The organism is Streptomyces pratensis, from assembly GCF_016804005.1.
GTDB classification, from domain to species: Bacteria; Actinomycetota; Actinomycetes; order Streptomycetales; family Streptomycetaceae; genus Streptomyces; species Streptomyces pratensis_A.
On record NZ_CP051486.1, the window covers coordinates 3,105,890 to 3,118,520 of the forward strand.

Consider the following 12,631-nt stretch of genomic DNA (forward strand, 5'->3'; position numbering starts at 1 on the left):
TCGCCTTGAATCCCTTCGCTTCAACGGAGCACGCTAGCAGTCCAGTTGGCCGACACGGCCGGGTCGCCCGGGGTCACACGTGGTGCGTCCCGACGCGGCACGCACCTGCCGGCGGGTTCCACGCGGCGACGACCGGAACGCGAGCGCGGTGGTGAGACGTCACCCCTCTCGGATCCTGCGGGCGGTCACCAGGGCGAAGGAGAGGCACTCTCCGCCGTCCTCGGTGAGCATGTCGAGCACGGGACGGCTCGCCGTCCGGCCGTCCGGCGGGTGCTGGGCAGATACCCCGGCTCACTCTGCCGAAGGGCGGGGAGGCCAGGCCGGCCCCACCGTGTTCGGGGGCCGACGGGGGATTCACCTCTGCCAGGGGGTCATGCCCGACGCAGTGCGGAACGGCCCGCGAAGTGGGCTGAGTCGCCCAACTCCTCCTCGATACGTATCAGTTGGTTGTACTTCGCGGTACGGTCGGAGCGCGAGAGCGAGCCGGTCTTGATCTGACCGCAGCCCGTCGCCACCGCCAGGTCCGCGATGGTGGTGTCCTCCGTCTCGCCCGAGCGGTGCGACATGACGGCCGTCCAGCCCGCCTGGTGGGCCGTCGCCACCGCGGCAAGTGCCTCGGTCAGCGTTCCGATCTGATTGACCTTGACCAGGACCGAGTTGCCCACACCGGTGCGGATGCCCTCGCGCAGCAGTGTCTCGTCGGTGCAGAACACGTCGTCGCCGACGAGCTGACAGCGGTCACCGACACGGGCGGTCAGCTCGCGCCAGCCGTCCAGGTCGTCCTCCGCCATCGGGTCCTCGATGGAGACGACAGGGTATGCGTCGATGAGCTCGACCAGGTGGTCGACGTTCTCGGACGGGGTCCGCCGCACCCCCTCGCCCGCGTAGTCGTACACCCCGTCGCGGAAGAACTCCGACGACGCCGGGTCCATCAGCAGGCCGATGTCCGTGCCCGGGCGGTAGCCGGTGCGCTCGATGGCGGCCATCACGAAGTCGAGCGCCTCCTCCGCGGTACGCAGCGACGGCGCGAAGCCACCCTCGTCGCCGACGCCCGTGGAGTGCCCGGCGGCCAGCAGGTCGCGACGCAGCGTGTGGAAGACCTCGCTGCCCATGCGGACGGCTTCGGCGAAGGTGTCCGCGCCCACCGGAGCGATCATGAACTCCTGGAAATCCAGTGGGTTGTCGGCGTGGGCGCCGCCGTTGACGATGTTCATCATCGGCAGCGGGAGGAGGTGGGCGTCGGCGCCGCCGAGGTAGCGGTAGAGGGGCAGGCGGTGGGCCGCCGCGGCGGCCTTGGCGGCGGCGAGGGAGACGCCGAGGATCGCGTTCGCGCCGAGCCGGGACTTCGTTGCGGTGCCGTCGAGGGAGACCAGCGCGGCGTCGAGGCCCGCCTGGTCCCCCGCGTCCCGGCCGCGAACGGACGCCGAGATCTCCCCGTTGACGTTGGCCACCGCTTGGTCGACGCCCTTGCCGTGCCAGCGGGTGGGATCTCCGTCGCGCAGTTCCACGGCCTCCCGGGCACCGGTGGAGGCGCCGGAGGGGACGGCCGCGCGCCCCGAGGAGCCGTCCGTCAGGACTACGTCGACCTCGACCGTGGGATTGCCCCGGCTGTCGATGATCCGGCGGGCGGTCACGGTCTCGATGGCGGAGCCGAGGGTTCCGGCCTCTGTTGCGGACATGGGAGTTCCTTCCCGTTGTCGTGTGCCGTGGCCCTGGCGGCGACAACGCTGGCGCTGAGCCCGACAAGCCCAGACACTACAGCAATGCTGTTCAGTTTGGCTGTGCAGCATTGCTGTGTAGGTCAGGTGCTTTGCTGGCCAACGGGGTAAAGTGCCCTATGCCCACCTCGGAAGCCGCCGCCATCGCCGCCGAACTGCGTACCGCGATGGGCAAGCTCACCCGGCGTGTCAAACACGAGGACCGCATCCCGCTGGGCCAGGTCGCCGTGCTCGGCGCTCTCGACCGCGACGGCGCCATGACCACCAGTGACCTCGCCGCCGATCAACGCGTACGCCCTCAGTCGATGGCCCGGGCGGTTGGGCTGCTCATGGAGCAGGACCTGATCACGCGTCGGGCGCACCCGACGGACGGCCGCAAGTCGCTGGTCGAGCTGACGGACGAGGGCCGGGCCGCGCTCGAGGCGGAGCGTGGCCGCAGGGCCGGTTGGCTGGCGCAGGCGATCGAGGCCGAACTGACGGATGAGGAGCGGGCGTTGCTGGCGCAGAGTGCCGCCCTGCTGGATCGGCTCGCCACGCGCTAGCTGGGTTGTTCCGGCCGGCCCCTGAACAGCGGCCGGCACCACCCGGGTGCGGGCTTGGTAGGATCCGCCACGTGACTGCCGGGTCGGCCTTGGGCCACGTACAGAAGAGGCGCCCGGCTCCTGCATGAGCGTGTGGCGGGCCCGAGCCCCGCCACCCCGTCGTGTTCTCCCGCCCCGCGCCATCGGTCGGCGCACCCGTCCAGCGGAATCCACGACACGGAGACGTACTCGTACATGTCCCACACGCAGCAGCAGGACCCACACGAAAGCCAGCAGGGCGTCGACGTGGTCCAGCTGGACCACCACGCCGTATACGCCACGGACCGCGGTCTGTCGGCCGAGTTCATCGCCGCGGTCCTCGGTCTGGAGGTCGGTGCCCCCTTCGGGCCGTTCCTTCCCGTCGACCTCGGCAACGGCGTGACCCTCGACTACTACGAACTGCGGGACGAGCCTGTGCAGTCGCAGCACTACGCCTTCCTCGTCCCCGACCAGCAGTTCGACTCCATGATCGCCCGGCTCCAGATGCTCGATGTCACCTACTACGCCGACCCGCGTCACTCCGAACCCGGCCGGATAAACCGCCTCTTCGGGGGGCGCGGTGCCTACTTCAAGGATCCGGACGGCCACAACATGGAGATCATGACCCGGCCCTACGCCCGGCCGAGGTAGCCGAAGCGGTCACGCGTCCATGAGACCGTCCACCAGCACGGCCAGCGCCGAGGCGAGCGCGTCGAGCCCCGGCCCGGCGGGGCCGCCCGGCTCGGTCATGTACAGGTCGCGCCGGATCTCGATCATCAGCGCGGTGACCCGCCGGTCCGTTCCGTAGTGCTTCAACGGCACGTACGTACCGGGGAAGGGGCTGTTCAGCCCCGTGCCGCCGAATCCGGAGAATGCCGCCTCCGCCCGGGCCAGGAGTCCGGGCGGGGTGTGGAAGCCGTCGGTGCCCAGGCAGATCGGCGGGCGCAGCCCGGCGCCGTGCAGTTCGTACGGAAGTGCGGTGGCCGGGTAGGAGTGGACGTCGATCACGACGGCCCGTCCCGCGACGGCGAGCCGCTCGTCGACGGCCGCGGTCATCGCCCGCGCGTACGGGTGGAAGTAACGGTCGAGCAGTGGCTCCGGATCCGTGCCGGGCGGGCGGAGCGGCTCCCGGTGCGTGGTGCGGGTGTAGACCGCGCCCATGCCGGCGGCCAGCATCTCCTCCCGTTCGTCGGGGAACCTCTCGGGGTCGACGACCAGCCGTGAGAGGCCGTTGACGAAGCGCCATGGGGCCACCGCGCAGGCCTCGGTGGCGCGGGCGGCCAGATCGGCCGTGTGGGAGTCCGTGATGTGGTCGAGTTCGGCCTCCAGTGCCTCGTCGTCGAGCACCATGCCGTCGCGTACGTGCTCCGGGACGACTCGGGATGAGTGCGGGACGTGCAGCAGCACAGGCGACCCAGCGGCGCCGGGAACGAGCTGGAACGGTTGAGGCTCGGGTGTCACGGTCGGTCCTTGCGCGTGTCGAGGGGGCGGGATGAGGCGACTTCGGACGGGCTGAGGCTCAGGCCGTCGCGTAACCGGCGAGAGCCGGTTCCAGCAGATCGAAGGCGACGGCGGCCTCTTCCGCCAGGACCGCCGCGATCTCGGGGTTCCCGCTGCCCGCGAGCGTCAGTTCCTGGATGCGCCGGAACAGGACGCGATGGACCCCTCCCAGCAGTGCGGCGGCCGTGCACGGGGTGATGTCGTCGGCCGGTGTGCCGGTCGCCTCGGCGAGCACGCACGCAAGGGCGTCCTCGCGGCGGTCGTGGAGTCCGCGCAGGCACGTCGAGAGCGTGGGGCTGTCGGCGATCATCCGGGCGAACTCGGGTCCGGCGAATCCCGCCACCGGGTCCTGCGCCGTGACGGAGGCCAGGAAGGCGCGGCGGAGCGCCGCGAGAGCGGATTCACCTTCGGCGCGTCCGGCGACCGTACGAGCGAGGCCCGCGGTGAACTCCTCCTGGTGGTCCAGTGCCAAGTCCTCTTTGCGCGCGAAGTAGTTGGTCACCGTCTTCTTCGCGACACGGGCGGCTTCCGCGATCTCGGCGATCGTCGTCCGTTCGAAGCCCTGCTCGATGAAGAGCCTGGTCGCCTGGTCGGAGATCAGTCGGCGCGTCTCACGCTTCTTGATCTCGCGGAGGCCCGCCGGTTCGGCGCTCATCTGGGTACCCATGACCGAAGTTTACCCTCATCGCACTTTTGCCTGAGGTGGCGCCATGTGCCGCACGTGAGGTCAGGGTCGGTGCGATGTTCCCGATGTCCGTGCCGGTCGGGAAATTTGTACCGGGGGCGGCGGCATCCCCGGCCGGTGCGAGCGGGGCCGGGCGGGGCGAGCCCGGGCAGGACCGCCAGGCCGGCCTCGCGGACGGTTGGGCGCGGGCAAGGCCTGCCGGACCCGGCACGCCTGCCCGCGCGGACGGCCTCAGCCCACCCAGACCTCGGCGTCGTCCGCCGGCACGGTGGTGGCGAGCTTCAACTCCTTGCGGGCGGCGACCGTCTTGCTCGGGTCGATGCCGGTGAAGGCCAGGTCGTAGGCGACGTAGAAGTCGTCGGTGCTGCCGGCCGAGGCGGCGTCCTTCCACGCCTCGGCGGTCTCCTCGAGCTGCGTGCGGAGCTTGGTGGTCTCCGGCTGCGCCACACCCTCCAGGGCCGTCAGATGCGTCTTCAGCGCCGAGGAGACAGCCTTGGCCTGCTTCTTGTATCCCGCCAGGTCGTCCTCGATCTGGTCCGCCTCGGGCTGGTTGCTCCACAGCGCCTCGTAGACGGCGTTCGAGCCCTTCAGGTACGTGAGCTGGTCGGCGTTCAGCGACTCGTCCTTGAGCGAGCCGGAGAACGTGCCCGATTCCTTGGAGTACGAGCAGCTCACGGCACGGTCGCCGGTCGCCCAGCTCTCGCTGGTGGGGTAGTAGTAGAAGAGGTCTACGCCCTCGGGCAAGGCCCAGGTGTCGGTGACGAACTTCTGTGACTCCACCGGGCACCGCTCGTCGGCGATCTTCGTGGCCCCTGAGTCACCGGGGTACTCCGACTTGCCCTCGATGGCGAACTCGCCGACGACCTGCCCCTTGTGCGCTTCGTCGCACGGCACGATCTCGACGCTGAACTCCTCGCTCTCGGTCGCCGCGCTGTTCGGGTTGTAGCAGTCGCCCGGGGTGAGCGAGAAGACCGACCGCTGGCGCACCACCTTCTTGGCGCCGTCCTTGGCGCTGTCGATGGCGTCGGCGCAGCCCACCGCGCCGATCGCGAGAAGGGCTACAGCTGCGGATATGCCGCGAGCGGAACGGGACGTGACACCGAAGAACATGACGTGGGCATCCTCAAACGGAAGAGCTGTGAACAGGTGTGCGCATCGTATGACATAAGTGTGACCATGCTGTGCGTAGGTGATCTCCGTGCGGCACCCCTGGGTGGCTGCTCCCTTCGGCGGGCCGGACGGTGCCCCTCTCTGCTCTCGGGGAGCCCGTGCGCGGCAGGAGGGCGAGCGGGGGTGATGCTGAAGCAGTATGCGCAACTCGTCCCGGGTGGAGGGGTTCTGGTTGTTCCCCGGCGGGGTGCGTCCGCTTGTCCGGGCGGCCTTCTGTCGGGCGCCGTCAGGCTCGTCATGCCCGGGGGAGGTCATGGCCGCCGGTGTCGGCCGGTTCCGCTTCTGTCCGGCTGTGGTGGTGGTCGTGTCGCGGGGCTCGCGATGTGCGAGCGCGGCAGTGCCGACCAGGGCGCCGGAGCGGCGCTGGACGCGGCCCGGTCCTGTGAACTCCGGTGGCGTCGACGGTTGTCCCCGCTTCCGGCGGAGGATGCGGTCCTGGCCTGAGTCGACGGATGGATTCCCGTGGGGAAGTTTACTCTCGTCATACTTTTACGTTGACGGGCTAGGTGCCCTCGGTCTAAAATTACGTCCATTGTAAAAATGACCCCGCGTGAAGGGCGTGTATGTGAATGGACGGCGGAGCCGTACTCTTCGCAGCCTTGTCCGACGAGCCCGCGCCCGGCGCGGTGTCCGGCCGAAGCGCGCCGCCCGGACAGGGCTCCGGCGCCCCGTAGTTCCGGGCGTCGTTGCCGAGGCAAGGTGCAACCTCACCTCTGGCCTGGCTTTCTGACACCCCGACACCTTCCGCCCGACTTCACGACACCGGCAGCAGGAGTTCGTATGCAGATCACCACCTCCACCGTCTCTCTCACCGTCGAGGACGTCTCCGCGTCCAAGGCCTTCTTCATCACTCACCTCGGGTACCAGGAGACCGCCGCGACCGACGACTTCGCCGCCCTCGTCCGGGCGGACGCCGCCGTCGACATCGTTCTTCTGCGCCGCGGCACAGAGGTCCTGCCTGCCGCGCAGCGCGACCGGCATGCCGCCGGGCTCATCCTCGCCTTCACCCTGACCGGCCTGGAGGCGGAGGAGAAGCGGCTGCGTGACGAAGGGGTCGAGATCACGATGCCGCTGCGCGAAGAGCCCTGGGGCGAGCGCCTGTTCCAGATCACCGACCCCAACGGGGTCGTCATCCAGTTCGTCGAATGGGCCGCAGCGCCGGATACGGAACACGCATGAGAACACTGCAGACCGCCGCACTCATCACCTCGACCACGGGAGCCGCCCTGATGGCAGGGCTGTTCTGCGCCTTCGCGTACGCGGTCATGCCGGGGCTGTCCCGTGCCGACGACCGGGGCTTCGTCCGGACCATGCAGCACATCAACCGGGCCATCATCAACGGCTGGTTCCTCACGCCCTTCCTGCTCCCCCTGCCGCTGCTCGTGCTGGCGACGGTCCTGGCCGTGAAGGGGCACAGCCCCGGAGCCCTGCCGTGGATCATCGCGGCGCTGGTGCTGTACGGGGTGGCGTTCCTCGTCACCGGAACACAGAACGTCCCGCTCAACGACGCGCTCGACAAGGTGCCGCTCGACACGGCTCCCGACCTGCTGCGGGACGCGCGTGCCGCGTTCGAGGACCGCTGGGTCAGGTGGAACACCGTCCGCGCCGTCCTCCACACGGCGTCCCTCGGCGCACTGCTCTGGGCGCTGTACCTCCATGGCACGGCCGCCCGGGAGTTGAGCTCGTAGGAGGAGGGCCGGGACCGGAGCTGACCTGGTGGGGAGGGGTGCCGGTCCGTGGATCAGGCCGCGATGACGATCGAGGGCCTGGTCAGGGCCGGGGCGTTCGGCGGCGCCGGGGGCGAGGTGAAGACCATGACCCGCAGCAATGCGAACCGCCCGGCCCCGGCCACCGCGGACGCCGACAGGTACACCGTCTGCTCGACCAGCGCGGAGGGGGCGGACTGCACCGCGTGCAACACGAGCAGGGCGCCGGTGGTGAACGCGTAACTCACCGCCACCGTGAGTCCGGACTTCAGATGGACCCGCCAGCCCCCGTGTCCGCTCCGGAAGGAGATGCGGCTGTGCAGCTCCGTCGCGACCACCGTGGAGACGATGGTGATCACGGCGTTGGCGAGGACCAGCGGCATCCGTTCGCCGAGCAGTACCAGTGCGCCACTGGCCGCCAGGCCGACACCACCCCCACAGACGACGAAGCGCAGGAACGCCGCGACGAGCGGATGGGTGGTGCGCTTCGTCCGGACGTGCGCTCGGGCGGTCACGGGGGAGCCTCCGGGAGGGGTGCGAAAACGATGCTCCGATTCCACCCCACACCCCGGCGAGGGCGCGTCCCCCGAGCGATGCAGACAAGCCCCTACTTGTGTGAGGGATATCCCCCAGGGGCTCCTGGGGTCACACACCTCGCTCCGTCCTGGCCGGTCACGGCTTCCGCCCACGCGTCACTTCCCTGGTCCGCCCACGCGTCACTTCCCTCGTCCGCCACGCCTGACTCCCTCGTCCCGGCAGGTGACTCCCCGCGTCGCCGTCGCGTGACTCCCCGCGCTCCCCTCTCGTTGACCAAGGCCGCGTCGCGCTGTACCGCGGCCCCGGTGAGAAGAGGAGCGGCCGTGTACGAGTGCCCGCCACTACGCCCGACGCGGGACGCCCCGGCCACCCGGCCGAGTCGGCGGACACCCGGCCCACTGCCATGGCTGGCGGCGGTCGCCGTGGTCTTCGCCGCAGTGCAACTGACGTTCGTCGTCCCGGGTTCAGGGCTTGCCTGGGACGAGACGGTCTATGTGAGCCAGGTCGGCGGCAACGCCCCTCCGGCCTTCTTCAGCGCTCCCCGCGCCCGCGGGATCTCCTACCTGGTCGCTCCCGCCGCAGCGCTCACCACTTCCACCACCGCGCTGCGGATCTACCTCGCCCTGCTGTCCGCCGCAGGACTGGTGCTCGCTCTCTGGATCTGGCGGAAGGTGCTGCCCACGCCCGTCCTCGTGACAGCGGGCGCGCTCTTCGCCGGCCTGTGGCCGACCTTGTTCTACGGCCCTGCGGCGATGCCCAACCTGTGGTGCGCCCTGGGTGCGCTGGCCGCGGCCGGCTGGGTCGTGACGGCGATGCGCGGTACGGCGGGCCTCGCGCAGGCGGCCGGTGCGGGGACCGCCGTGGCGGTGGTCGCTCTGATGCGGCCGGCCGACGGATTCTGGCTCGCGCTGCCGCTGGCCCTCGCGGTCGTCCTGGTACCCGGCCGGCGCCTGCCCGGCCTCTGCGCCGCGCTCGCCGGCGGACTCGTGGCGGGCTGCGCGCCCTGGACCGCCGAGGCGTACGGCCGCTACGGGGGCCTTGTCGCCAGGCTTCGCCGGGCCGGTGAGATCCAGGGTGGGCTCGGGTGGAACTTCGCTGTCGACGACCACCTGCGCTCGCTCGCCGGCCGCACCCTGTGCCGCCCCTGCGACATCGCCTGGGAGAGCCCGGCCACCGCGGTGTGGTGGCTGGCGCTGCCCCTCGTCGTCGGGGGCGGGATCGTCGCGGCCCGGCGTGCCGGACGGTGCGCTGTGGCGCTGCTCGCGACGGCGACCGGGGTCTCCGTGGCTGTCCCGTACCTGTTCCTGGTCGAGTACGCCGCGCCCCGATTCCTGCTCCCCGCCTACGCGTTGCTCGCGCTGCCGGTCGCCGAGTACGTGGCGTACCTCTTCGCCCGTGCGAGGCGGGCGCGCCGTCCGGCGGGCTTCGCCGCGCTGACGCTGGCTCTGGCGGCTCATCTCGCGGTCCAGCTCTCCGTGCTCAGCCATGTGGTCCGCACCAGTCACACCACGAGTGCGGAATTCGCAGCGACCGCCCGTGAGCTGAACCGGCTGGGAGTACGCCCTCCGTGCGTGCTCAGTGGCGACCACGCCGTGCCGATCGCCTACTACGCGGGCTGTGCCTCACGTCAGACCGGTGGTCACGACGCGAGTATCACCGCCGAGGCCCTCCGCGCCCTCGCGCGCCACGTGCCGACAGCCGTACTCGTGGCCGAGGGTGAGGAGCCGCCCCCGGTCACCGACGGCTCGCCGGCGTGCCCCCTGCCGCCCGCCCGGGGTCCCGGGCCCCGCCGGACCCATCTTCTGCATCCCTGACGTACGGCCGGCGGGGGCGTCCGACCGTGGGAACGGCCGGGATCACGGGCGTCCCAGGTCCCCGGGCGCGTCCGGATGCGCCGCGCGCCATGCCGCCATCGAGCGGTCCCACTCGGCCTCGGAGAGGTGCTTCCGTCCGGCGAACCGGGCCGGTACACCGGCGGCATGGACACCGGCCGTAGGGGTCACGGGACGGCCGCTTCCGTCTCCTTCGCGGTGATCGGCTGGATGCGCGCGCCGACGCGAAGAAGGTGGTCCCTGTAGTCCTGCGTGTCCAGAGCGAGGGACCGGTCGAGCCGTGCGGCGTTGAAGTAGATCTCCTCGTGCTCCAGGACCCCGGGATCCACGACGAGTTCGAGATCCGGATGGAAGCTGAACGGCAGAATCGTGCCGCTGACGCTCCCGGACAACGCCTCGGCCCTGTCCGCGGACGCGAACGACACGTAACTCCCCTCCGCCAGGGCTTTCAGCCCCGGCAGGTCGACCCGGGCGTCCCCCGGGACGACTGCCAGGAAGTAGCGCTTGGTGCGCTTGCCCGTCTTGACCATGACGACAAGGCACTTGGCCCCCTGTGACACAGGGTGCCCCCGGTGCCGGCTGACCTCCTCGGTGCGCCCTTCGGGAGCATGGTCGATGACGCGGTAGCGGGCGCCGTTCTCGTCGAGCAGCGAGATGAGCCGCAGATAGGCGGAGTCGTCGGCGGGGGTGTCCGCGGGGACCTCCGGGACGGACGCATACAGTTCGGGCACGTGTACCAGTTCCTTCGTCGGACGAGCGCTTGACCTCGGGGGCGCGTTGCTGCCACGACGATAAGGCTCGGCGCCGGGCCGGGTCCCGTGTCCGGCCAGGTCCCCCCGTCCCGGAGGCGGGAGGGACCACGGATGGCCGGGTCAGCAACTCACCGGACCATTCGGTAGGTTGGTGTCATCGGTGATCCCGTCGCCGGCGCCCGTCGCCGGCACCCGTCGCATCGGAGGCGTCCATGAGTGACCACCCGCAGTCGTCCGTCGCCCCGGCTGCGGTCCCGTTGTCGGACCGGATCGACACCACACGGCCTCACTCGGCCCGCTTCTGGAACTACTTCGTGGGTGGGAAGGACAACTACGAGGTCGACCGTGAGATCGGGGACCAGATAAAGAACTTCTTCCCCGGACTGGTCGACGTCGCCGTGGCGGGCCGGCAGTTCCTCCGGCGTTCCGTGCGGCACCTCGTGGAGGAGCGGGGAATCCGGCAGTTCCTCGACATCGGCACCGGGCTGCCGACCGCGGACAACACGCACCAGGTCGCCCAGAGCTTCGCCCCCGACGCACGCATCGTCTACGTGGACAACGACCCGCTGGTCCTGGCACACGCGCGAGCCCTGCTCACCAGCACGCCCGAGGGGGTCACTGACTACATCGACGCCGACCTCTACCAGCCCGAGGCCGTCCTCGCCCAGGCCGCGAAGACGCTGGACTTCGACAAGCCCGTGGCCCTGATGCTCCTAGGCATACTCGGCCACGCCGACGACTTCGGCCGCGCCCGGGACGTCGTGGGCCGGCTCATGGCCGGTCTGCCGTCGGGCAGTCATCTCGTGGTGTACGACGGCACGCGCACCAGCGAGGGGATGATCGCCGCCGAGAAGGCCTACATCGAGAGCGGCGCCGTGCCCTACTACGTGCGTGAACCCGCGCAGATCGCCACGCTCTTCGACGGCCTCCAGTGGGTCGAACCCGGTTTCGTACGGCTCACCGAGTGGCACCCCGACGTGGAGAGCGCCACTGTTCCCGCCGACGTGGACGCCTTCGGAGGGGCCGCATACAAGCCGTAGCGCACGCGAGCCCGGGCACGGGACCGACTGCTCACCTGCACCGCACGATGCGGCGTGGTCCCCTGCTCAGTGCCCAGGCGTCCCTGGGGCCTGCTTTCCGGATGCCTCCCCTCGCGCAGGCGTACGCCAGGAGGTTGGCGTCGTGGGAGAAGGACGTACCGGGGCGCTGCCAGAAGCGGTAGCGCCAGTACTCCGGTGGAGAGCCCGGGAAGGGGCTCCTGGGGCCTATCTCCTCATGCCATATCAGTTTGCCGCTGCGGTAGAGGGTCCCGAACACGCCGCCCTTGGGATTGAAGTTGAGGCAGTAGGCGGTGGCCGGGGAAAGTCTGCGGGACAGCTCGTCCTGATCCAGCTCCAGCGAGAAGGGCTGGCTGACGACACAGCCGTACGCCGTGCCCGTGACGCCCACCGCGTACAGGCCGACCTCGTCGAACAGTGAACGCTGGTCCGTGTCCGGATCCTGCTGCAACAGGGGGCAGGACGCCGGATCGCCGCCGATCCGGCGGATGACCTCGTCCTCGTCGGCCACGTCGGTGAAGGTCACGTGCAGCCCGTCGGTGTGGATCCGCTCTGCCGAGAAGGCACCGATGAGCCGGTCGGCCCAGGTCTGCTCCATCCGTTCCGACGCTGACAACGGGACTGCTCCGGGGGTGCCGTCGACCATGGGTGCCAGTTCTGTCGTCAGCGCCAGCCGCCCGGGGGTCCACTCGTCCACACATGGCCTCCAGGGGTCGGCTCCCGCGTCGAGCAGAATCCGCACGATCTCACCACGTAGGCCCGCGACCGCCTGCCACAGAGGGGTGAGCCCTTCGGAGTCCGGCACGTCCACCTGCCCTGCGTGGGCGAGCAGCAGCCTCATGGCCGCGGCGTCGCCCTTCTCGGCCGCCACGTGCAGGGGTGTCGTCCAGACGAGCCCGGCCCCCGATCGCGCGGTGGCGGACTCCCCGTTCGCGAGCCGCGCTCCGATGCCTTCGAGATCGCTCCAGTCCTGGAGGTGCCAGCTCTTCGTATCCATGCCGCGAGCCTCGCACGGAGCACTGACACCATGACCGGGCCGGGCCGGTGGCTACGCCACCGCGACGATGCCGACTCATGCAGGTGAGGGCGCGTCTGCCGGTGTGAAACGCGCGC

The 12,631-nt window shown here is 70.4% G+C and carries 14 protein-coding genes; 6 read left to right on the forward strand and 8 right to left on the reverse strand.

The window, feature by feature from the left end:
* Positions 1 to 371: 371 nt before the first annotated feature.
* The gene (gene eno / locus HED23_RS13295; RefSeq protein WP_203183626.1) at positions 372 to 1,679 is read right to left on the reverse strand and encodes a phosphopyruvate hydratase; all 1,308 of its coding nucleotides are present in this window, start codon (positions 1,677 to 1,679) and stop codon (positions 372 to 374) included.
* Positions 1,680 to 1,837: 158 nt separating this feature from the next.
* Between eno and HED23_RS13300 the strand changes: the two genes are divergently transcribed.
* Both HED23_RS13300 and HED23_RS13305 read left to right on the forward strand, forming a co-directional pair.
* Positions 1,838 to 2,260, forward strand: coding sequence for a MarR family winged helix-turn-helix transcriptional regulator (locus tag HED23_RS13300; protein ID WP_203183627.1), 423 nt, complete (start codon positions 1,838 to 1,840; stop codon positions 2,258 to 2,260).
* A gap of 234 nt (positions 2,261 to 2,494) precedes the next feature.
* A complete protein-coding gene (locus tag HED23_RS13305) occupies positions 2,495 to 2,929 on the forward strand; it encodes a VOC family protein (protein WP_203183628.1) in 435 nt (144 codons plus the stop codon).
* A 9-nt stretch (positions 2,930 to 2,938) separates the two neighbouring features.
* Here the strand turns inward: HED23_RS13305 and HED23_RS13310 are convergent, their stop codons facing one another.
* The 3 genes from HED23_RS13310 to HED23_RS13320 form a co-directional block, all read right to left on the reverse strand.
* A complete protein-coding gene (locus HED23_RS13310; RefSeq protein WP_203183629.1) occupies positions 2,939 to 3,739 on the reverse strand; it encodes an N-formylglutamate amidohydrolase in 801 nt (266 codons plus the stop codon).
* A 58-nt stretch (positions 3,740 to 3,797) separates the two neighbouring features.
* Positions 3,798 to 4,445 carry a TetR/AcrR family transcriptional regulator gene (locus HED23_RS13315; RefSeq protein WP_203183630.1) on the reverse strand — a complete coding sequence of 216 codons (648 nt, stop codon included), beginning with the start codon at positions 4,443 to 4,445 and terminating at the stop codon, positions 3,798 to 3,800.
* Between the two features lie 249 nt (positions 4,446 to 4,694).
* Positions 4,695 to 5,573 carry a septum formation family protein gene (locus HED23_RS13320; protein ID WP_203183631.1) on the reverse strand — a complete coding sequence of 293 codons (879 nt, stop codon included), beginning with the start codon at positions 5,571 to 5,573 and terminating at the stop codon, positions 4,695 to 4,697.
* An 840-nt stretch (positions 5,574 to 6,413) separates the two neighbouring features.
* Between HED23_RS13320 and HED23_RS13325 the strand changes: the two genes are divergently transcribed.
* Together HED23_RS13325 and HED23_RS13330 are read left to right on the forward strand one after the other, a co-directional pair.
* Complete coding sequence (locus HED23_RS13325) at positions 6,414 to 6,812, forward strand: VOC family protein (protein WP_203183632.1); 399 nt, start codon at positions 6,414 to 6,416, stop codon at positions 6,810 to 6,812.
* The gene (locus HED23_RS13330) at positions 6,809 to 7,321 is read left to right on the forward strand and encodes a DUF1772 domain-containing protein (RefSeq protein WP_203183633.1); all 513 of its coding nucleotides are present in this window, start codon (positions 6,809 to 6,811) and stop codon (positions 7,319 to 7,321) included. Before HED23_RS13325 ends, HED23_RS13330 begins: the two co-directional genes overlap by 4 nt.
* A gap of 53 nt (positions 7,322 to 7,374) precedes the next feature.
* Here HED23_RS13330 and HED23_RS13335 read toward each other — a convergent pair whose 3' ends face one another.
* Positions 7,375 to 7,854, reverse strand: coding sequence for a hypothetical protein (locus HED23_RS13335; protein ID WP_203183634.1), 480 nt, complete (start codon positions 7,852 to 7,854; stop codon positions 7,375 to 7,377).
* A 345-nt stretch (positions 7,855 to 8,199) separates the two neighbouring features.
* Between HED23_RS13335 and HED23_RS13340 the strand changes: the two genes are divergently transcribed.
* On the forward strand, positions 8,200 to 9,690 hold the full coding sequence (locus tag HED23_RS13340) for a hypothetical protein (protein ID WP_203183635.1): 1,491 nt from the start codon (positions 8,200 to 8,202) through the stop codon (positions 9,688 to 9,690).
* 42 nt (positions 9,691 to 9,732) lie between these two features.
* Here HED23_RS13340 and HED23_RS13345 read toward each other — a convergent pair whose 3' ends face one another.
* A complete protein-coding gene (locus tag HED23_RS13345; protein ID WP_203183636.1) occupies positions 9,733 to 9,879 on the reverse strand; it encodes a hypothetical protein in 147 nt (48 codons plus the stop codon).
* A complete protein-coding gene (locus HED23_RS13350; RefSeq protein WP_203187461.1) occupies positions 9,876 to 10,430 on the reverse strand; it encodes a YbaK/EbsC family protein in 555 nt (184 codons plus the stop codon). The genes HED23_RS13345 and HED23_RS13350 overlap by 4 nt, the downstream gene beginning before the upstream one ends.
* A 242-nt stretch (positions 10,431 to 10,672) precedes the next feature.
* Between HED23_RS13350 and HED23_RS13355 the strand changes: the two genes are divergently transcribed.
* Positions 10,673 to 11,500: an SAM-dependent methyltransferase gene (locus HED23_RS13355; protein ID WP_203183637.1), complete on the forward strand. Its 828-nt coding sequence runs from the start codon at positions 10,673 to 10,675 to the stop codon at positions 11,498 to 11,500.
* A gap of 31 nt (positions 11,501 to 11,531) precedes the next feature.
* Here HED23_RS13355 and HED23_RS13360 read toward each other — a convergent pair whose 3' ends face one another.
* Positions 11,532 to 12,515, reverse strand: a complete 984-nt coding sequence (locus HED23_RS13360) for an ankyrin repeat domain-containing protein (protein WP_203183638.1) — start codon at positions 12,513 to 12,515, stop codon at positions 11,532 to 11,534.
* Positions 12,516 to 12,631 lie beyond the last annotated feature (116 nt).

Excerpts from the sequence above, each read along its gene's own strand:
- HED23_RS13300 (WP_203183627.1), top strand. The coding sequence starts at position 1,838 with ATGCCCACCTCGGAAGCCGCCGCCATCGCCGCCGAACTGCGTACCGCG.
- HED23_RS13305 (WP_203183628.1), top strand. The coding sequence starts at position 2,495 with ATGTCCCACACGCAGCAGCAGGACCCACACGAAAGCCAGCAGGGCGTC.
- HED23_RS13320 (WP_203183631.1), bottom strand. The coding sequence starts at position 5,573 with ATGTTCTTCGGTGTCACGTCCCGTTCCGCTCGCGGCATATCCGCAGCT.
- HED23_RS13315 (WP_203183630.1), bottom strand. The coding sequence starts at position 4,445 with ATGGGTACCCAGATGAGCGCCGAACCGGCGGGCCTCCGCGAGATCAAG.
- HED23_RS13325 (WP_203183632.1), top strand. The coding sequence starts at position 6,414 with ATGCAGATCACCACCTCCACCGTCTCTCTCACCGTCGAGGACGTCTCC.
- HED23_RS13360 (WP_203183638.1), bottom strand. The coding sequence starts at position 12,515 with ATGGATACGAAGAGCTGGCACCTCCAGGACTGGAGCGATCTCGAAGGC.
- HED23_RS13330 (WP_203183633.1), top strand. The coding sequence starts at position 6,809 with ATGAGAACACTGCAGACCGCCGCACTCATCACCTCGACCACGGGAGCC.
- HED23_RS13355 (WP_203183637.1), top strand. The coding sequence starts at position 10,673 with ATGAGTGACCACCCGCAGTCGTCCGTCGCCCCGGCTGCGGTCCCGTTG.
- eno (WP_203183626.1), bottom strand. The coding sequence starts at position 1,679 with ATGTCCGCAACAGAGGCCGGAACCCTCGGCTCCGCCATCGAGACCGTG.